Annotated in this window: 15 protein-coding genes and 1 pseudogene; 8 read left to right on the top strand and 8 right to left on the bottom strand. The window is 43.1% G+C overall.

Annotated features, from left to right (window positions below; translation table 11 throughout):
• Positions 1 to 7 precede the first annotated feature (7 nt).
• The 3 genes from B5D77_RS03435 to B5D77_RS03425 all read left to right on the top strand — a co-directional run bounded on the left by B5D77_RS03435 (position 8) and on the right by B5D77_RS03425 (position 3,731).
• Positions 8 to 1,363 (top strand): (Fe-S)-binding protein, encoded by a 1,356-nt coding sequence (locus B5D77_RS03435; protein ID WP_106908289.1) that lies wholly within the window; start codon positions 8 to 10, stop codon positions 1,361 to 1,363.
• Between the two features lie 141 nt (positions 1,364 to 1,504).
• On the top strand, positions 1,505 to 2,803 hold the full coding sequence (locus B5D77_RS03430) for a homoserine dehydrogenase (protein WP_106909947.1): 1,299 nt from the start codon (positions 1,505 to 1,507) through the stop codon (positions 2,801 to 2,803).
• Positions 2,804 to 2,822: 19 nt separating this feature from the next.
• Positions 2,823 to 3,731: a M23 family metallopeptidase gene (locus tag B5D77_RS03425; RefSeq protein WP_106908288.1), complete on the top strand. Its 909-nt coding sequence runs from the start codon at positions 2,823 to 2,825 to the stop codon at positions 3,729 to 3,731.
• 340 nt (positions 3,732 to 4,071) lie between these two features.
• On the opposite strand, the gene B5D77_RS03415 is transcribed toward B5D77_RS03425, so the two are convergent.
• From B5D77_RS03415 to B5D77_RS03405, 3 genes are all read right to left on the bottom strand, one after another.
• Complete coding sequence (locus B5D77_RS03415) at positions 4,072 to 5,226, bottom strand: alanine--glyoxylate aminotransferase family protein (RefSeq protein WP_008200649.1); 1,155 nt, start codon at positions 5,224 to 5,226, stop codon at positions 4,072 to 4,074.
• A gap of 278 nt (positions 5,227 to 5,504) precedes the next feature.
• Positions 5,505 to 6,395 (bottom strand): indole-3-glycerol phosphate synthase TrpC, encoded by an 891-nt coding sequence (gene trpC / locus B5D77_RS03410; protein WP_008200651.1) that lies wholly within the window; start codon positions 6,393 to 6,395, stop codon positions 5,505 to 5,507.
• A gap of 140 nt (positions 6,396 to 6,535) precedes the next feature.
• Entirely contained in the window at positions 6,536 to 6,748 is a 213-nt protein-coding gene (locus B5D77_RS03405) for a hypothetical protein (RefSeq protein ID WP_008200653.1), read from the bottom strand.
• Between the two features lie 419 nt (positions 6,749 to 7,167).
• On the opposite strand from B5D77_RS03405, the gene B5D77_RS03400 reads away from it, so the two are divergent.
• Positions 7,168 to 7,845: a hypothetical protein gene (locus B5D77_RS03400; RefSeq protein ID WP_008200656.1), complete on the top strand. Its 678-nt coding sequence runs from the start codon at positions 7,168 to 7,170 to the stop codon at positions 7,843 to 7,845.
• 2 nt (positions 7,846 to 7,847) lie between these two features.
• Positions 7,848 to 8,138: a DUF3288 family protein gene (locus B5D77_RS03395; RefSeq protein WP_008200657.1), complete on the top strand. Its 291-nt coding sequence runs from the start codon at positions 7,848 to 7,850 to the stop codon at positions 8,136 to 8,138.
• Positions 8,139 to 8,299: 161 nt separating this feature from the next.
• Here the strand turns inward: B5D77_RS03395 and B5D77_RS03390 are convergent, their stop codons facing one another.
• Positions 8,300 to 9,205 carry an Npun_R2821/Npun_R2822 family protein gene (locus B5D77_RS03390; protein WP_008200659.1) on the bottom strand — a complete coding sequence of 302 codons (906 nt, stop codon included), beginning with the start codon at positions 9,203 to 9,205 and terminating at the stop codon, positions 8,300 to 8,302.
• 210 nt (positions 9,206 to 9,415) lie between these two features.
• Positions 9,416 to 10,411 carry a glycosyltransferase gene (locus B5D77_RS03385; protein ID WP_008200661.1) on the bottom strand — a complete coding sequence of 332 codons (996 nt, stop codon included), beginning with the start codon at positions 10,409 to 10,411 and terminating at the stop codon, positions 9,416 to 9,418.
• Between the two features lie 438 nt (positions 10,412 to 10,849).
• On the opposite strand from B5D77_RS03385, the gene B5D77_RS03380 reads away from it, so the two are divergent.
• Together B5D77_RS03380 and B5D77_RS03375 are read left to right on the top strand one after the other, a co-directional pair.
• Entirely contained in the window at positions 10,850 to 11,158 is a 309-nt protein-coding gene (locus tag B5D77_RS03380) for a type II toxin-antitoxin system HigB family toxin (protein WP_008200663.1), read from the top strand.
• A gap of 225 nt (positions 11,159 to 11,383) precedes the next feature.
• Complete coding sequence (locus B5D77_RS03375) at positions 11,384 to 11,779, top strand: type II toxin-antitoxin system HigA family antitoxin (RefSeq protein ID WP_008200665.1); 396 nt, start codon at positions 11,384 to 11,386, stop codon at positions 11,777 to 11,779.
• 60 nt (positions 11,780 to 11,839) lie between these two features.
• Here the strand turns inward: B5D77_RS03375 and shc are convergent, their stop codons facing one another.
• Positions 11,840 to 13,747: a squalene--hopene cyclase gene (gene shc / locus B5D77_RS03370; RefSeq protein ID WP_008200666.1), complete on the bottom strand. Its 1,908-nt coding sequence runs from the start codon at positions 13,745 to 13,747 to the stop codon at positions 11,840 to 11,842.
• A 653-nt stretch (positions 13,748 to 14,400) separates the two neighbouring features.
• Positions 14,401 to 14,496, bottom strand: a pseudogene (locus tag B5D77_RS03365) (IS1 family transposase); the annotation flags it as partial.
• Between the two features lie 718 nt (positions 14,497 to 15,214).
• Between B5D77_RS03365 and B5D77_RS03355 the strand changes: the two are divergent.
• Complete coding sequence (locus tag B5D77_RS03355) at positions 15,215 to 18,142, top strand: RNA helicase (protein WP_008200667.1); 2,928 nt, start codon at positions 15,215 to 15,217, stop codon at positions 18,140 to 18,142.
• Between the two features lie 14 nt (positions 18,143 to 18,156).
• Here B5D77_RS03355 and B5D77_RS03350 read toward each other — a convergent pair whose 3' ends face one another.
• Positions 18,157 to 19,110 carry a tetratricopeptide repeat protein gene (locus B5D77_RS03350; RefSeq protein WP_106908286.1) on the bottom strand — a complete coding sequence of 318 codons (954 nt, stop codon included), beginning with the start codon at positions 19,108 to 19,110 and terminating at the stop codon, positions 18,157 to 18,159.
• Positions 19,111 to 19,230: the final 120 nt, after the last annotated feature.

The following is a 19,230-nucleotide window of genomic DNA, read 5'->3' as shown; positions in this document are numbered from 1 at the left end:
AAAAATTATGCAAACCTCCGAACATTCCCTTAACTTTCAAGAATTAATCGACCAAAAAAGTCAAGGATTTGACCCCAAGAATCCCCCTGCCCAAGAATTAATCGATAGTTGTGTTCACTGTGGTTTTTGTCTATCTACCTGTCCCAGTTATCGAGTCATTGGCAAAGAAATGGACTCCCCCCGGGGCAGAATTTATCTGATGAATGCTATCAATAAAGGGGAAGCGGTTTTAGACGAAACCACTAGCCAACATTTTGATACTTGTTTAGGCTGTTTAGCCTGTGTTAGTACCTGTCCATCGGGAGTACAATACGATCAATTAATCGCCGCAGTTCGTCCGCAAGTGGAACGCAATCAACCCCGCAGTTTTAAAGATAAAATTATTCGTTTTCTCATTTTTAATCTCTTTCCCTATCCCGTCCGTCTCAAATTATTTTTACCTTTCCTCTGGTTATATCAAACCCTGGGATTACAAACCCTAGTCAGGAAATCGGGTATCTTAAAAATGCTCTTTCCCCGTCTAGCGGCCATGGAATCGATTCTACCCCAAATTACTCTAAATTCTCTGTTTAAAAACTATGCCGATGTTATTCCCTCCCAAACGGAAAAACGCTATCGGGTGGGAGTAGTTTTAGGTTGTGTGCAGCGCCTCTTTTTCTCGCCGGTAAATGAAGCAACAGTGCGGGTTTTAACTGCCAATGGTTGTGAAGTGGTTATCCCAAAAATCCAGGGATGTTGTGCCGCTTTACCCGCACACCAAGGACAGGAAAAACAAGCACAAAGTTTAGCCAGACAAATGATAGATAGTTTCGCAGCAACCGAGGTTGATTATATTATTATCAATGCGGCGGGTTGTGGTCATACTCTCAAGGAATATCATCATATTTTAGCCGATGATCCTGAATATAAAGATAAGGCTAAGGAGTTTGTGGCTAAAGTACGCGATGCTCAAGAATTTTTAGATGCAGTGGGGTTAACTGCTGATTTATCGCCGATTACCGAAACAGAATTAACCCTAGTTTATCAAGATGCCTGTCATCTTTTACACGGACAAAAAATCTCGGTGCAGCCACGGCAATTATTGCAAAAAATCCCCAATATTAACTTAAAAGAACCTATCGATGCGGCCCTGTGTTGTGGTAGTGCCGGAGTTTATAATATGCTACAGCCAGATACTGCCGATCAATTAGGTCAGCAGAAAGTACGCAATTTATTAAATACTGGGGCCGCGGTGATTGCTTCTCCTAATCCGGGTTGTTCCCTACAAATTAAAAAACATCTACAATTACAGGGCAAAGATACACCCGTTATCCATCCTATCGAATTATTAGATTATGCGATTCGCGGGCTGAAAATTGGCTAACTCCGACCATTTAAGCTGTGTTAGTGGTGTCAGGGAAGCAAAAGAAAACCCCACAGACAAAGACCTTGTAATGATAAAATCGACAATGGCGACAGCTTGGCCATTAGTATTTTTTGCGTCGGACTAGCAGGAGATAAAAGCGTGACCTTTAAGATTGGTTTACTCGGTTTCGGGGTTGTGGGGACGGGAACAGCGAAAATCCTCCTCGATCCTTTTGGTCGTCATCCCGTACTCAAAGAGATTACCATTGGACGAGTGGGAGTTAGATCCCTAGATAAACCGAGAGAAATCGAGCTTTCTCCCCAGCTGTTGACCACTGACCTAGAATCGATCGTTACTGACCCCGAAATTGATATTATTGTCGAATTATTGGGGGGTTTGGAACCAGCACGCTCTTTAATTCTCAAGGCAATCGCATCGGGAAAGCACGTTGTTACGGCAAATAAGGCGGTTATTGCCCGTTTTGGCGATGAAATCTACGCCAAGGCCAACGAAAAAGGGGTTTATGTCCTCCTAGAAGCGGCCGTGGGTGGTGGCATTCCCGTCATTAAACCCTTGAAACAATCCCTCGGCGCTAATCGCATCAGCAGCATCATGGGAATTGTCAACGGCACAACTAACTATATTCTCACGGAAATGAGCCAAAAAGGGGCAGATTTTAGTGAAGTTCTGGCCAAAGCTCAGGAATTAGGCTATGCAGAAGCGGATCCCACTGCGGACGTGGATGGATTCGACGCGGCCGATAAAATCGCTATTTTAGCTTCTTTGGGTTTTGGAGGTCGGGTAAAACGGGAAGATGTTTACTGTGAAGGTATCCGGCAAGTTAGCGCCGTCGATATCGCCTACGCTGATAGACTGGGATTTGTGATTAAATTATTAGCGATTGCGAAAGACACGGTTAAGGAAGATGCCGATACTTTAGAGTTGCGGGTTCATCCAACCCTAGTCCCGAAAACCCATCCCCTCGCTAATGCTAACGGAGTCTATAACGCTATTCTGGTCGAGGGGGAACCCCTGGGACAAGTGATGTTTTATGGACCGGGTGCCGGTAGCGGACCGACGGCCAGCGCGGTAGTATCGGATGTGATGAATATCGTCGGAATTTTAAAAAGTAGTGGCAAAACCAAGGAACTTGACCCGCTTTTAAGCTGTGTTCACCAGCATTATTGTCAAATCGCTCCGATGGAGGATTTATCGACCCGTTTTTATGCTCGTTTTCTCTGTCGCGATGTGCCGGGGGTAATCGGTCATTTAGGTATGGCCTTCGGTGACCATGGGGTTAGTCTAGAATCCGTGGTACAAATTGGTATTAGGGGTGATTTAGCCGAAATTGTCGTTGTCACCCACGATGTGCGCGAGGGCAATTTCCGCAACGCTTTAGTGGCAATAGAGTCTTTAGAAGCTATTGACAGTATTCCCAGTATTCTCCGGGTTTTGTAATTAAGAAATCGGTTTTTTTATGGTCATGGGTCGGAGAATCAGAAGCGAGAAAAGTTGGCTAAGTTTGACTAGCACAATTTTGTTTTTTTGTCTAGGTTTTTTGGGCTTAAATCAAAAATTAATTTTTGCCCAAGGGTCTGATAATGTTTGTCCCCCACCGATTTTATCAAGGTTACAACGCCATAGAATCCAAGCGGGAGAAACGATCGCCTCCATCGCCGAAAAATACGCTCTTATCCCGGCAACGATAATTAAACTCAATCCGACTATTCTCAAAAATGGTCTGGCCCCCGTCGGGAAAGAAATCTTTATTCCCCCGATGAACGGCATTCGCATCGAAGCACCCAAGGGTTCCACTTGGCGCGATTTAGAAGCGGCCTATGGTATTCGTGCCGATATACTCTTTGAGCTTAACGGTTGTGGTCGCCGGCCGACAATAGTTTTTATCCCCGGCACCAATTGGTCCGCCGCTGGCAAGCGATCGGATTATACTGGATTAAGTTCTTATCCCTTACCCTTTGCCAGCACTGTCGGATTAGCCTACGGTTGGCAAAAAAGCCCCACGGAACAGAAAAATCTTTTTCATAGTGGTATTGATCTTCTCGCAGATGTTGGTACACCCGTTCTAGCCGCCGAGGATGGTCTAGTGATTTATGTGGGTCAGGAAGGGGCCTATGGTAATTTGGTAGTAATTAATCATTTCGGTCGTCGGCAGACCCGTTATGCTCATTTAAGCAGGGTTACAGTGAGAATTGACCAACGGGTACGAGCAGGAGACGTTATCGGTGCGGTTGGGACCACGGGACAACCGGATATTATTCCCCCCCATCTTCATTTTGAGGTGCGCTTAGATACTCCCGTCGGTTGGACAGCGCAGGATCCGGCTTTGCATTTGCCCCAAATTGGCCCGCAATCAAGTCAAAAGTAAACGGTTAAGTGGGATTAAGTAGTTGGACAAAAGTAAAGTTAACTGTGGGGTAAGGAGTCAGGAGTCAGGATTCAGTAGCCGGTCGTTTCAGGCTTTGTTGCCCTCTTTTTTTGTACCAGTTTGTGTACTGAATAATGATAATACAAGGTTTTTGGCTCTCTTATTCTTTGTATGATAAGTTTAACTTATATAGTAGCGATCAGTCTTTGTGTCCTTTGTGTCTCTGTGGTTCTTTCCACTCACTGCCCCAAGACTGTATCTTAGACTACATTTTACCCACCAAACCTAAGAGAGCCAAAAATCCCCCTCTTTGGGGAGAAGGGGAAAAGCCAACCCAAGATTAACCCTGCACCATCACCGAGGCAGCGGCAGCCACACCGGCGCCGGGGGTGACACCTTCGACACCTAACTCGATTAAAGTCGCTTCAATGGCAGCGATAACCGTGAGGATATCCCTCTCACTGGCAAAACCTAAATGACCGATACGGAAGATTTTACCCTTGAGATGATCCTGACCACCAGCGAGAGCGATGTCGAACTTTTTATTGAGAGTCGAACGAATTTTTTCCGCATCCACCAGAGTGGGGGCCACCGCAGTAATCGCCGTGGAAGCCCAGGAATCCGCCGCGTAGAGGGGCAAATTCAGGGCGCGCATACCGGCCCGCGTCATCTTCGTTAAGCGTTGGTGACGGGCGAAAATTGCCGCTAATCCCTCTCTTCTCATCATTTGCAGAGAAGCTTGTAAACCGTACATCAGGTTAACTGGAGGGGTAAAGGGGGAACTATCCTCATCGGTGGCTTTTTTGTATTTGCCCAAATCTAGATAAAAACGGGGTAGTTTGGCGGTTTCGTAGGCTTTCCAAGCTTTTTGGCTCACGGAAACAAAACCTAAACCGGGAGGAATCATATAACCTTTCTGGGAACCAGAACCGACCACATCTAAACCCCATTCATCGATGGGAATATGATAGGCTCCTAAACTGGTGACAGCATCGACGATGATTAAAGCTTCCCCGTGGTCTTTTACCGCTTTGTTAATGCTTTCCAAGTCATTGAGGACCCCAGTGGAAGTTTCCGAATGGGTGATAATTACCGCTTTGATGGCTTTTTCCTTGTCTTCGGTCAGTTTAGCGGTGAATGCTTCTGGATCTAGGGGTTTACCCCATTCTGCCTTAATGATATCCACATTTAAGCCGTAGGCTTTCGCCACTTTCGCCCAACGTTCCCCAAATTTACCATTATCCCCCACCAAAACTCGATCGCCGGGGCTGAGAAAATTAATAATTCCCGCTTCCATGACACCGGTTCCCGAAGCGGTTAGCATTAAGACATCGCCACTGGTTTGATGCAACCATTTGAGATTTTCGGTTAATTCGGCGATTACCTTGCTAAAAGCACCCGTCCGATGACCGATGGGTGCTTTAGCCATAGCCAATAATACCGCTTCCGGCACTGGTGTGGGGCCGGGAATCATCAACATATTTTTATTTTCCATGGTTCGTCCTCTCTCGTTGGGCCATATTTAACAAAGATAAAAAACCAAATCTCGATCGCATCAATTCTGAGGGGATGATTTAAGATTCGGCAAACTCTGATTATATCCCGGCAGATAGCCTTGTCAGGAGTCAGTATTCAGGAGATAGGGTGATAGGGTTTTGGGGTGATAGGGTTTTGGGGTGATAGGGTGATGAGACAGCTTCCCCATCTCCCCAATTCCCCACTTCATAATTCATAATTTATAATTCATAATTCCCTCTCCCCACTTCCTAACTCCTATTCCCGATTTTCAAAGAGTTTCTGGATACCTGCGGCAGGATCGGGCAGTTTTACCAAAGATTCGCCGATTAGAACCGCATTTGCTCCCGCTTGCTTCACTTTAGCCAGATCTGTTGCTGTGTGTAATCCCGATTCGCTGACGATCAGAATACCTTTTTCTCGCACCTTTTCGCCCCTGGCTTCTAGTAATTGGCGAGTATTGTCTAAATCGACTGTAAATGTCTCTAAATTGCGGTTATTAATGCCGATTAGTTCGATTCCCTCAATGGCTAACACTCGATCGAATTCGGCCAGACTATGCACCTCTACCAAAGCTGTCATCCCTAAACCCTTGACAATTTTGACAAAATATGCTAGGTCTTGATCGCTTAAAATAGCGGCAATTAAAAGGACAGCATCGGCTCCTTTAGAGCGAGCGTAGTAGATTTGATAGGGATAAAGGATAAATTCCTTGCATAATAGGGGTAAAGATACCGCTTGCCGGACGAGGGTAAGATTTTCGTAACTACCTTGAAAAAACTTACTATCGGTTAAAACCGATAAACAAGTGGCTCCTCCCTGTTCATAGGTACGGGCGATCGCTACAGGATCAAAATCTTCGCGGATAACTCCCTTGCTAGGAGAAGCTTTTTTGACTTCGGCAATCAAAGCGGGTTGGGTTTTACCCTGTTTTAAGGCAGCTAAAAAGTCGCAAGGTGGCGCAGTATTAGCTATTTTTTTGCGTAATTCCAATAAAGGCAACCTTTCGCGCAATTTATCGACTTCGATCTCCTTATGCCAAACGATTTCTTCTAAAATATTTTGTGGTTGTGCCTCCGGCACTTTCACCACATAACTCAAACTCTCAACTTTGACGGCAGGATTGGGGTGTTTTCTTCGGATCTGCATTTTTTCACTGTCCAGAGTGTGAACAGTGATTAGTTTAACAGTGATTAGTTATCGGTAATTGAGATAGAGACGCAGTTAACCACGTCTCTACAGATATTTATCTATAACTTTTGTGGACATTCCCAGTCTTCACCTAAAGGCTATTGCATAGCTTCGATCGAACGTTCTAAGATTTGATCTTGACGTTTTCCTTCTTCTTGGCGATTTTCAGTTAACAAAACCCGCGCTTTCGCAGTTTCTGCCTCTCCTTCCCCCAAAAGCTCCCCTGTACGAGTTAAGACATTTTCTTCGAGCATTCCTTCTGCTTGTCGTTCTTGGGTTAGATTGAGACGCGCTTTTTCTTCAATATTCATAAATTTATCCTTGCCACAGGTGCGATCGACTTCTACCTTTAGTCTGACACAAATTTAGTATTCCGTATTATTAACTACAGAAAAATTTAGAATCTTACTGGCGAAACTGAGATTTAGGTATTTGTTCTCATTCCTTAAATGGACAGGGATCGATCGACCTCAAGCTATACAATAAAACCTATGGAACAATTCCCCAGCTTAATCAAGCTTGTATATCGGGGTAATAAGTAGGGAGGCACAATTATTTGTAGGATGGGTTAGCGGTAGCGTAACATAATCGGGCGTTGGGTTTCATGCTTCAACCCAACCTACGTTCATCTTATATTTAATTCCACCCACCCACTTAATTATCGATTGCCTAAACCAAGAGATTTCTTGACAGTATCCGATTCTATCGTAATATCCTATTTGCAGAGCTTATGACCAAAGGTAATTTAAACGATCTCATCCGTACAGAAGCTAATAAAGAGGTAGAATCCCAAACCTCTCCTTCTCCCAAACGTTCTAAGGAAACAAACGCCACCCTACAGGCAAAAATTAACGACTTGACGGCAGAGTTAGAAAAAACCGAGAAAAATGGGCAAACTCTCCAAGAAAAAGTTATTTCTCTGGAAAAAGAACTTAAAGAACAGCTGGAACTCTCTGTCAGGTTACAGCAGTTACAACAACAGACCGAGCAGTTAGAATCTGTCCTCTCGGAAAAAAACACTTTGGTGGCAAAATTATCGAGTCAATTAAGTCAATCCCAGACGGAATTAACCGAGAAAAAACAGTTAATTGAAAAACTATCGAGTCAATTAAGTCAATCCCAGACGGAATTAACCGAGAAAAAACAGTTAATTGAAAAATTATCGAGTCAATTAAGTCAATCCCAGACGGAATTAACCGAGAAAAAACAGTTAATTGAAAAATTATATAATCAAATTAAAACCCTAGAAAATAGTCCCACTCCCACCCCTGAACCGTCGCCAATTACCAAACCTGCGCCGAAGAAACCCAGTCTTTATAACTTTGAAATGGCAACTTTGGCCCGTTATATTGCCCCCAATCCTACCCCGACAGAGTTAACGGATTCCGAAATCGGTTGGTTCGATTAATTATGGTTAGTAAAAATCAAGAACAACAACATCCACAGGAAAGACTCGATCGCCCGATTGTTGATCAGCTGCTGCAATCAGAACCCAATGATTTAAACTTAGCTGAATGCGCTCGTTTACGCATACGTTATCAAAACTTTCCGGGGGCAAGAGAAATCCAAAGAGATTTAGATTTAATCCTAGAAAAATGGCAGTTAGATGAAGCTAGTTTATGGGCAAAAACTCGACAACTGCACAGTCACGGACAAGTGTATCAAATTCGCCAAAGCGAGGAGCAACAGGATTGGAGTTAAATTAAGCTATAGGGTTGAAAAAAACACTTGTTCCCTTTCACCTTATCTCAGAAAATAATATTATTGTAGGGGCGAATTGCCTTCGCCCTCTTTTAATAACTGCTGTTGCTCACCTATAGGTGAGAGAACGTCACAAATAGGAGATGCACCAAAAATAAAACCTATAATTTGATTTTATCTAACAATCTCTGAAACGGATTTTTTGGTTTGCTTGCTGGCGGATCTGCGGGGGGATTAGGATCATCTAGATAACGATAATATTTCCAGATATCCCAGTAGGGACATCCCGGTTCAATATGAATTCCTGCCCAATGTAAATATTTTAAGGGCTGATTTAATCTCGGATCGATTAAGATATTCCCCTGAGATTGAAAATGAGAACTTCCCGCCCAATTTCCCGCTTGACAACCCGGGGCGCGGATAATATTAAACCGATTGGGAACTCGTTTGAGAATGGTATAATTAATAATCGGTTGATCGGAGGTTTTTTGAGAAAAATCAAAATATTCTGGATGAGCGGCACATTCTTGAAAAGCACCATATAATTCCTGTTCTGAGAACAGATTCTTTTTACTAGCCCAAAAACCACCGTTAAACATTCCAGTTAGATCATTTTCTGTGAAGATTGCTTGTTCTAAAACAATCGGATTAAAGACATCAGCAATACCTTTTTTGTGTTGGTAATCACAGCAGAGAAAATCGTAGGTATCGAGAAAATTTAGATTATCTATTATTTTTTCAAAAACTACGATATCGGTATCGATATAAAGAAATTGATCTAATTCTCCAAACCAACACACCTGCTTGCGAAATTGATTGGGACGAGCAAAGAATTTTTCTCCAAAAATATCATAGATTTTCTGTGCCAATTTTTCCACTAATTGCAGATCGGGATAGAGAATAACGCCATATTTTTCTGCCAATAAATCGGCAATTTTTTGATAATTATTGTCGTAGGGAATCAAGATGACGGGAGAATCGGGATCGTACAAACGAATACTATTCATTAATGCGATCGCCTGCTCGATAACTCGGTCATTAGCGGTAATGTAAATTCCTCGCTTCATAAATATCCTCGGGGTAAGAGTTAGAAATAATTATATAGCAGTTATCTTAATGGTGAAGTAGAAAGTTTTCTTTTTGGGGAGTCAGCCATCAGCTTTTTTCTCCCGATATCCCTGTTCACTGATAACTGTTCACTGATAACTGCTCACTGCTCACTGCTCACTGATAACTGAATAGTCGATCGATCTTTCTCTGTCAAAAAGTTGATGCGTTTACTTAAACAGTTTTTTCTTAAGTTTAGCCAGAGAACTCTGCATCCATAATTTTTTAAGTCGCAGGGGTTCTAAACCTTCTATATCAGCCGGATAGCGTTTTTTAATATCAAAGAAATCATTAATTTCTCTTAAAATTGTTTCAAAACGTGGTAGTAATTTTTCAGGATGATAATCATCGATAAAATTAGCCGGTAAAGAATTAACGGGAAAATTACGGGCATAATTAAGAATACGTTCCAGATCGTATTGAGTGGAATAAGCCCCGATTTTTTGACAATTAAAACCGGGATCGAGATAATCGGCTAGGGCGCTATTAACGCTAGAAAATACCGTACAACCACAGGCTAAAGCTTCTAGGGGTGGTAAGCCAAAACCCTCCGTTAAACCGTTTACAGCCCAATATTCAGCCGAATCGTAGAGATAAACCCGACTGCGATTGAATAATCCCACTAAATCCTCTACATAGCTATCTAAAACCTTAACGCGACAGTGGGGACGGAGGGCGGGAACTAGACGATTGAGAAGATACTTTGAGGATTTGCGCCCCTGTACTAGGACATCGATATCCCTTTGTAAGCCTAAATTGAGAAATTCTGAGCCAATTTGATTAGGAAGATAGTAAATCAAAGCATTAGGGGCTTTTTCTCCCCAATAACCCATAGTATTACGGCTAACGGTGATAATTGGTATGCCGGAGGGTAAACGGAAGCCGTAACCTGTACTATGGGCATGATAGATGATATTCTGCGATCGCAATTTTTGCACCAGTTTAGGAAGATCAAAACCCCAGCTAACCACAAAAATACTGTCATCTGAGTTTATTTTCGCGAGTATATCCTCTAAAAAAGGATAATTTAACTCTTTTTGACGATAAGTCACAATCTGGGCGGTACAAATTTGACTAGCCAAATTGACGGTTTTCATTTCTGCCCACAGTCCACCCCCACCAAAAGGAGAAGTAGTACCGGGCAAAAGAAAATAGAGGTTTCTCATCAGGATAATAGAAGTTTTGGTTAAGCGATAGTTTGGAGACTTGGCTATTCTATACTTAATTATTAAGGTGTGGGGTATCTAAAGGCAATAGTTGATCGAGCATAAGTGTAATTACTACTAAATAAATTTTTTAGCCTTGAGTCGGCTATCAAGAGACTTAGCTAGTTAATTACAAATTCTGCTAATTAATAAATATTAATAAACCGCAACCAGCTAGATAACTGGAATTTCACGGGCAAGCCATTAAGCCTTAAAAGTATTGCTATGCAAGGATCGTAGCCGAAAAAGCCAAACTACGGGTTTCCCTGTGGATGCGGTTTATCAGAGAAATTAAAATACTTGACTAGAGGCTTCGCAGTTTGCTATACTAGCAAGCAAGCAAGCAAACAAGGAGATTATTCGTCATGAAAATAAAACTTAAAAGATTAATAAAAAATTATGCATATTATTTCAAGAGCCACCTTAAGAATTTTTTGGGAAACTCATCCAGAGGCTCAGGCTGGTTTACGTTATTGGTACAAGCAAGTTAGTCAAGCAAAATGGCAAAGTTTCCAAGATATTCGTCAGGATTTTTCTTCGGCTGACTTAGTGGGTAATTTTATAGTATTCAACATTTGCGGCAACAACTATCGACTAATAACTTATGTTGATTTTCAACATAGAAATGTTTTCATTAGAAAAATACTAACCCATGCTGAATATAATAAAAACCAATGGAAAAAAGATTCGTGGTTCAATAAATATTGATCTAAATCTCTGAATCTCCAAATAAGTAGGGAGGAAAAATTATTTGTAGGATGGGTTAGCGGTAGCGTAACCCATGCGGGCGTTGGGTTTCATGCTTCAACCCAACCTACGTTTATCTTATATTTAATTCCACCCACCCACTTATGAAAACTATAAATTATTAACTAAAAATTTTGTATCTCCTTCAGTCACCCCTATTTAAACCATAAAATTAGAGTTATCTTTATGTTTGCCACTGATAAATACTTAGAATTATTAAAGCAATACCCTCCTCGTCCTATTCACAATGAGGAAGACTTAGAAATGATGCAGGAGGTTATTAATCGCCTTTTAGACAAACCCCAATTAACGGTAGAAGAAAGGGAATATCTAAATCTTTTAGGGTCTTTAATTTATGAGTACGAGGAAAATCAAGAGCCAATACCTGATATTTATGGACTTGAATTGTTGAAATTTATATTAGAGGAAAGAAACCTACAAAAGCAAGATTTGCTATCTATTTTTGAAAGTAAGTCAACCCTGGATGATATTCTTGATGGGCAGCAAGAGTTAACCCCTATCTATATTCAAAAATTAGCCAATTTTTTAAATATATCTCCTGATTTATTTCTTCCTAGTTAGACATAAAAAATGCGCTAGACAGTTAAATTTATTTCCTGTCTTAACGCATAGGTTAACAGACTAAATCAAAGCCCGATAACGCCCCAAAGCCAGTAAAGGAAAATACTGCTGATAGAAATGATATTTCAGGTAAAAATGACAGGGAAAACCTGTACCAGTGAAGTAATCTTCATCCCATGTACCATTTTCTTTTTGGGTAACAAGAAGATAGTTAACACCCTTTTCAATCACTTCTCGCTGATAATTACCGGTGACTTTCCCGACGGCTAATAAACCGATTAATGCCCAAGCAGTTTGGGAAGCGGTACTATTTCCCTGTCCTTTAAATTTAGGGTTATTGTAACTAAAACAGGTTTCACCCCAACCACCATCAACATTTTGACAACTGCTTAACCAATTGGCTCCTTTTTGCAATTGCTGGCGATATTGATTCGGTTCCAGAAAAGCCAAAGCAGATAACGCCCCACTGGTTCCATAAATATAATTTACACCCCAACGACCAAACCAACTACCATCAGCTTCCTGTTCTTTTTCCAGATAATCCAAAGCTTTTTTAACTCGATTTTCCTCCATTTTGACATCACAAGTGCCTAACATTTCTAGAACTCTGGCAGTAACATCAGCCGTATTAGGATCGATCATTGCTTTTAGATCGGCATAGGGCAAAGAATTAAGCCAGTTTTGATCGTTATCGATGTCAAAAGCTCCCCAACCACCAGCTTTACACTGCATAGTAGCCATCCAATTAACTGCCCGTTTCATCACGCTTTTTTTAATCTTTTCATCGGGCATTTTAATTAACTCTAAAGCCATCACCACCACTGCCGAATCGTCTAAATCGGGATACCAGCGATTGTCAAATTCAAAAGCCCAACCCCCGGGGGTTCCGATTTTATTTTTAATCGCCCAATCGCCATAATCAAGAATTTGTTGATCGATTAACCATTGTCCCGCTTTAATCATAGCTGGATGAGCGGGATTTAGACCGGATTCAATTAGCGATCGAATTACCCAAGCCGTATCCCAAACCGGCGACACACAGGGCTGTACACAATAGGTATTATCGGTCTCAATACCAAAATTATCCACCGCTTTTAAACCCCGGGCAACAATCGGATCGTCAACATCATAATCTAGGGCTTTTAAAGCTAACAGGGAATTTAACATCGCCGGGATAATTCCCCCCCAATCCCCCGTGTCTTCCTGTCGTTCAATTACCCATTTTTCCGCCGCTTTCAGACTTTCTTGACGGAAGGGAACCAAATTAGTTTTTTCTGCCCATTTAAACAGCCCATCTAACCAGAGAAAAACATCTGACCAATTGTTATTTTTTGGTAACTCATACTTGACATTATTTACCCCTTCTGTATAGAGTTCCTCGAGATTAAAACCCATTTTATACACAGGTTTTTTATCGAAAACAATTAATAAAGGAACCGTACTTCCCCGCGCCCAACTGGACATTTCATAGATAGTAAAAGGGAAATTTTCCGGCAGTAGCATGATCCAAGCAGGGATAGAGGGAACCCCCTGCCAATCATAACAACCAATCAAAGCGAGGTGCATTTTGGTGAAAATGCGGGTTTTACTGATGCCACCTTTAGCTAAGATAAATTCTCTAGCTTTTTCTATAGCAGGATCATTAACGGGAATTCCCAATAGTCGCAGCCCCATGTAGGCTTCCACAGTGGTGCTAAGATCGCCACCATCGCCATAAAATAACTCCCAAGCGCCGTTAGGACACTGTTGCTGACGTAGATAGGTGGCAGCTTTGTCTAGGGGGCGATTTTTGTCAGTTTTCCAGATTTTGTGCAGTAAAATTGCTTCTGAGGTGATGGTGACATTAGATTCTAATTCTGCCCACCAGTAACCCTGAGGGTGTTGGGTAGAAAGTAAATAATTTTGAGAAAGTTCGATCGCTTTCGCTGTTTGAGCGGCTATTTCGCTGATTTTTTCCTGAATCTGCATTTGTTTCTGTTCGACAACCTCTAGGGACCACGAGTGTAAATAAGATAATCTTATTTACAAAGTTTCTAATATAGATGAAGTATAACTCGATTTTGTTCGAGCTTTCTAACTCCTTCAGATTTAGCCACTTATTCAGTTTTTTTTGCAGAGTTGAGTTGCCAGATGATAACCGATTAAATAGGCTGTCATTTGGGGACTAACCCTGAGCGGCGGGGCTGCGGACAAATCTGCCACATAAATATTTTCACTTCCGCAAACTTTGCCCAGATTCTCAGGTGGGTAGTGATTTTATTCGGCTCTTCTGGTGTTTGTGTGGAAGGAAGAAGAATAGGGATAATTTGGGTGCATCTCAATTTTGTCGAAATATCTAGAGGACATTTTGGGCGCAGGCAGTGCGCCCCTACCATTGGCGCAATAATGTTATTGTAGGGGCGAATTGCATTCGCCCTCTTTGAATAACTTCTGCTGCTCACCTATAGGTGAGGGAAAGTCACAAATAGGAGATACAGCCGATAATTTTCTGGAAACATAGTCTTTAAAGCCTTGTGCCAAGACTCCTGCGAATGATCCGCACTGATTATCACACAAAGTCGAGGAGAGCCTTTTATTCTAGTGGTGATAGCTCCCACCTTTGCTAATTGGGCATTCCCAAAGTGATTCTCGATTTTTTTAGAGAACGATAGACTCTCTCTCACCCACCGGGAGAGCCGTTGACGAAGGGTATTATTTAATCTTTTAATAGGATTAGTTTGACACAAAATCTGTTTTTAATAGTGTGATTAACTCTCAAGTTATGAATTGTTTCTACCCACACCTCACTTCCCCCCGCAACGCGCACGCAGTGACCACCCCACTCTCCTATACTTTTTAAACAGGATTTAGTATGACTAATTTATTTTCCTACTGCTCGATGATTTTTACTGGAAATTACTGTCTTATATGACTCGGAAAATTCTGTGGAAGTAACGACTTATTGTCGGTAAACAATGGGTAAACTTGCTCAAAGTTTCTTGAACTAATTGACGACTTATATCTTCTAAATATCCCCAAATAATTTCCCTAGTTTTTATATTAACTTTGCGTTAAATATACACCTTTATCTCCTTCCAGTAAACCGAAGATACCAGGGCTGTAACCCGTCAAAGAAGCAATCACCCTCGCCAAAATGTCTAGGAGAAATACCCCACGATCAAAGCAAAAACACTGCCAAAAAGAAAATCTAGTCCCAAAAATAAAGGCAGGTAAAAATAATTGCCTAAATAGCTTAGAATAATTAAATGATTTGTTACCTAGTCTGGGCAGCTGCTTTAATGCCATGGCAAGATAGTGGTGAGAGAAAGTCATTGATCATAACCATGGTAAAGGTCAAGCTGTCCCCAGTTTCTAGAAGTCTGCTTTTTTCGACTAGAATAAAAAAAGCCAGTCAGAATAGCCACAATTAAAAAAATTTCTCCTCTTAGACTTGACGTGAAAGAGTCCCTCAACCCTACTTCTTTGGATCCCAAAACCATTTTTCCCTTTAAACTCGACGACTTCCAGCAATCGGCGATCGCCGCTCTCGCTGCTGGTAAATCAGTGGTGGTCTGCGCTCCCACCGGTTCCGGCAAAACTTTAATCGGAGAATATGCTATCTATCGCGCCCTACAAAGGGGCAAACGGGTTTTCTACACCACTCCCCTGAAAGCTCTTTCTAACCAAAAATTCCGGGATTTTCAAGAAAAATTCGGTCGTACCCCCACCGATGGCGATGAGGATTCCCCGCTGCTGTTTGCGGAAGTGGGATTAATTACCGGCGATGTGGTGATCAATCCCTCAGCGTTAATTGTAGTCATGACTACAGAAATTTTTCGCAATATGCTCTACCAAACCCCGATCGGTCAGGTAGGCACTTCCCTAGAAAACGTGGAAACCCTGGTTCTCGATGAATGTCACTATATCAGCGATCGAGGTCGCGGCACCGTTTGGGAAGAATCGATTATCTACTGTCCCCCTAGTATCCAATTAGTCGCCCTCTCCGCCACCATCGGCAACCCGGGGGAACTCACCGACTGGATTAACTGGGTGCGGCAACTGCCCCAATCCGGCGACAATAAACAGACCTCCAGCTGCGAGCTAATTAACTCCGATTTTCGTCCCGTCCCCCTGCGCTTTTATTTCGTCAATAAAGAGGGATTATTCCCGCTGCTCGACCCAAAACAGAGCAAAGTTAACCCGAAACTGCGTCCTAAAGCCCCTCGGGGCAGCTCCAGGCGCTTAAAACGAGAAGATTGTCCCACTATCGCCTCGATTGTCACCACTCTGCGGGACAAGGATATGCTCCCAGCTATTTACGTCATTTTCAGCCGCAAAGGTTGCGATCAGGCGATTCGAGAGCTAAAAAACCTCAATCTCGTTAATCCAGAAGAAGCTAGAGCTATTTACTACCGTTTACTCATTTTCTTCCTAGAAGATAATCCCAATCTGCAAGAACTCGCCCTTTCCTTCTTTGCCGTCGAAAATCCGCCCCTACAGCAAAAATTACTGGCTTTTTTCGCTAATAACCCCCAGTCCGACGAGCAACTCCTCAGCCTCTTAACCGCCGACCCCGAGACGAAAAATCAACTGTTTGAATTCCTAGCCAGTGCTTCCCAATTGGTGCGCGCCGACCAAGTGGAACCCCTCACCCGGGGCTGTGGTGTTCACCATGCCGGGATTTTACCCCTCTGGAAAGAATTAGTCGAACAACTTTTTGAAGCTGGTTTAATTAAGGTGGTTTTTGCCACCGCTACCCTCTCGGCCGGGATTAATATGCCCGCCCGCACCACCGTTATCTCGGCCCTGTCCAAACGCACCGATGATGGTCATAGTATGCTGACTCCCTCGGAATTTGTCCAGATTGCCGGCCGGGCCGGTCGCCGGGGAATGGACGCGGTGGGCCATGTGGTGACAGTACAAACGCCCTTTGAAGGGGCAAAAGAAGCGGCTTTTCTGGCCACCGCTCAACCGGAACCCCTACAAAGCTGTTTTGCGCCCAGTTACGGCATGGTGTTAAATCTCCTGCAAAAACACAGTCTAGAGGAGGCCAAAGACCTCTTAGAGCGCAGTTTCGCCGAATATCTCGCTCGTTTGAAGTTAAGCCCCGAACGACAACAGATTACCGCCTTAACCACCGAATTGGCTAAGTTGGATATGGAGTTAGCCGGTATCGAACGAGAGCAGGTCTTCAGTTACGAAAAGCTACGGGAAAAACTGCGGGAAGAAGAAAGACTGTATAAAATCCTCGCTAGTCAGGCAGAAGCACAGAAAAGACAGGAAATACATCTAAAATTGCCGAATATTCCCGTCGGAACTATCCTCCATCTCAAGGGCAAACATATTAAGGTTCCCGTCCCCGTCCCCGCTATCTTTGTCAATACCCTGCACGGAGCCGGTCAAGTGCGAACCCTTGTGTGTTTAGGCAGTGATAATCGCTGGTATTTAGCCGCCTATGCCGATATTAGCGAGATCGATCGAGGTTTTCTCGCTCCTGCGGAATTAGGCGAACTGATACCCCCTTCCCTAGAAGCAGTCTCTTTAGGGGGGTGGCGCAAGGGTGAGGAAAATACTCAGGCGATCGCCGATTTAATCCGCCAACAAGTGCAGGGCATCCCACCGGTGGCGGAACTGGAAACCCAAGCACAAAGAGTTGAAATTATCAATAGTCAAATTGCCGCTCATCCCCTGCAAAAACGCAAAAATCCGGGGCGATTGATGAAATTATACTACGATCGAGAGCTTGCTCGCGATAAGTTACACAAGACCCAGATTAAATACCAGAAACAACAATCGCGCAAATCCTACTACTGGGAAGAATTTCTGAATCTAATCGAGATTTTGCGAGAATTCCAAGCATTAGATGGTTATTTGCCCACTCCCCTCGGAGAAGCGGCGGCCACTATTCGCGGGGAAAATGAACTCTGGTTAGGATTAGCGATGATGTCCGGAGATTTGGACCGATTGACTCCTAGCCAACTAGCCGCCGCCATCAGCGCCATGATTACGGAACCCCCTCGCCCCGATACTTGGTGCAATTACCCGCCTGTGCCAGAAGTTATCGATATTTTGCGACAAGGAGAGGAAAATTCCCCCGGTCTGCGAGAAGTTCGCCGTTTACTCTATCAAGCTCAATCTCGCTACGATATCACTATTCCCGTCTGGTTAGAAACCCAACTGATGGGGATTGCCTCCCGTTGGGCCCAGGGGACATCCTGGCCGGAATTGTGCGAAAATACTAGCCTCGATGAGGGAGATCTAGTGCGATTATTACGGCGCACCGTCGATGTTCTCTGGCAAATTCCCCAAATTCCCCGGGTTTCCCAAGTCCTTAAAGATAATGCCCGTCTCGCCGTCACAGCCATGAAGCGCTTTCCTTTATAATATTGATCACTCTTTTAAACAATGGGAGATGGTAAGGAAAGTAACTGTTGGTGAATCTGCTCAATTAGGGCGAGGATTTGCTGATAATTTTGGTGCAATCCCTGGTGATAGAGGTGATTTGCTCCTTGATTTAAATCCGCTAAAGCCGATTGATAATAACCCAATTGATGCCGCAGTAATCCCCTTCTAATATAGGCATCGGCATAAAAAGGATCGATGGCAATCGCTCGATTTAAATCGGCGATTGAGCGTTCGTATTCACCTAATTGGTGAGCGGTACAAGCTAGATTATAGTAGGCTGAGGCGTTGTTTTTATTTAACCGGAGAGCTTGATTAAAATCCGCCTTAGCTGAGGTAAAATTGTGGAGGGCTAAATGAGCTAAACCTCGATCATTATAAATAGTGGCTAAAGTGTCGGGTTGTTGGTTAGTAATTTGACGCAAGGATTGATTAAAATCGGCTAGGGCAAGGGGATAATTTTTCATGGCTGCCTGAACTAAACCCCGATTATAGTAGGCTTGATAATAGGTGGGTTTTAACCGGATAGTCTGGTTATAATCGGTCAGCGCCTGTGAATAATCTCCCAAACGATAAAAAGCTAAACCCCGATGGAAATAGGCTAGATAATTATCGGATTGCTGTTGTAAAGAGCGGGTGCAGTCCTGCCACGCGTGCAGATAATCCTGTAAATAAATCTCAGTTAAACAGCGATTACTGTAGGCTAGGGCCAAGTTATTTTCCTGTTCGAGGGACTGATTGAAATCCTGCAAAGCTTGCTGATAATTACCCGCCTCTAGTTGTTCAATTCCCGATCGCATCCAATAGGACAAATGTACTGATCGAGCCGCTTTTCCCTGCCGAGGCCATCCCCCCAGCACAAGCGAGCAGAGCAGTGCAACCATAACCAATCCACCGAGGCGAGGAAGAAAATTTTTCAAAACCGTTGACATAGGAGTATCTTTGTGCATATACTCCCAATTCTGAGGAAACTTTCTCGATCGATCAACAGACAGCCTGTCAAATGCAGTTATCAGTTATCAGTTATCAGTTATCAGATGTGAGTTTTCAGTTCACTGATTACTGTTTAC

The organism is Microcystis sp. MC19 (genome assembly GCF_003019735.1).
Lineage (GTDB): Bacteria > Cyanobacteriota > Cyanobacteriia > Cyanobacteriales > Microcystaceae > Microcystis.
This window is presented reverse-complemented; position numbering and strand designations above follow the sequence as displayed.

Excerpts from the sequence above, each read along its gene's own strand:
- B5D77_RS03435 (WP_106908289.1), top strand. The coding sequence starts at position 8 with ATGCAAACCTCCGAACATTCCCTTAACTTTCAAGAATTAATCGACCAA.
- B5D77_RS03425 (WP_106908288.1), top strand. The coding sequence starts at position 2,823 with ATGGTCATGGGTCGGAGAATCAGAAGCGAGAAAAGTTGGCTAAGTTTG.
- B5D77_RS03415 (WP_008200649.1), bottom strand. The coding sequence starts at position 5,226 with ATGGAAAATAAAAATATGTTGATGATTCCCGGCCCCACACCAGTGCCG.
- trpC (WP_008200651.1), bottom strand. The coding sequence starts at position 6,395 with ATGCAGATCCGAAGAAAACACCCCAATCCTGCCGTCAAAGTTGAGAGT.
- B5D77_RS03405 (WP_008200653.1), bottom strand. The coding sequence starts at position 6,748 with ATGAATATTGAAGAAAAAGCGCGTCTCAATCTAACCCAAGAACGACAA.
- B5D77_RS03400 (WP_008200656.1), top strand. The coding sequence starts at position 7,168 with ATGACCAAAGGTAATTTAAACGATCTCATCCGTACAGAAGCTAATAAA.
- B5D77_RS03395 (WP_008200657.1), top strand. The coding sequence starts at position 7,848 with ATGGTTAGTAAAAATCAAGAACAACAACATCCACAGGAAAGACTCGAT.
- B5D77_RS03390 (WP_008200659.1), bottom strand. The coding sequence starts at position 9,205 with ATGAAGCGAGGAATTTACATTACCGCTAATGACCGAGTTATCGAGCAG.
- B5D77_RS03385 (WP_008200661.1), bottom strand. The coding sequence starts at position 10,411 with ATGAGAAACCTCTATTTTCTTTTGCCCGGTACTACTTCTCCTTTTGGT.
- B5D77_RS03380 (WP_008200663.1), top strand. The coding sequence starts at position 10,850 with ATGCATATTATTTCAAGAGCCACCTTAAGAATTTTTTGGGAAACTCAT.
- B5D77_RS03375 (WP_008200665.1), top strand. The coding sequence starts at position 11,384 with ATGTTTGCCACTGATAAATACTTAGAATTATTAAAGCAATACCCTCCT.
- shc (WP_008200666.1), bottom strand. The coding sequence starts at position 13,747 with ATGCAGATTCAGGAAAAAATCAGCGAAATAGCCGCTCAAACAGCGAAA.
- B5D77_RS03350 (WP_106908286.1), bottom strand. The coding sequence starts at position 19,110 with ATGCACAAAGATACTCCTATGTCAACGGTTTTGAAAAATTTTCTTCCT.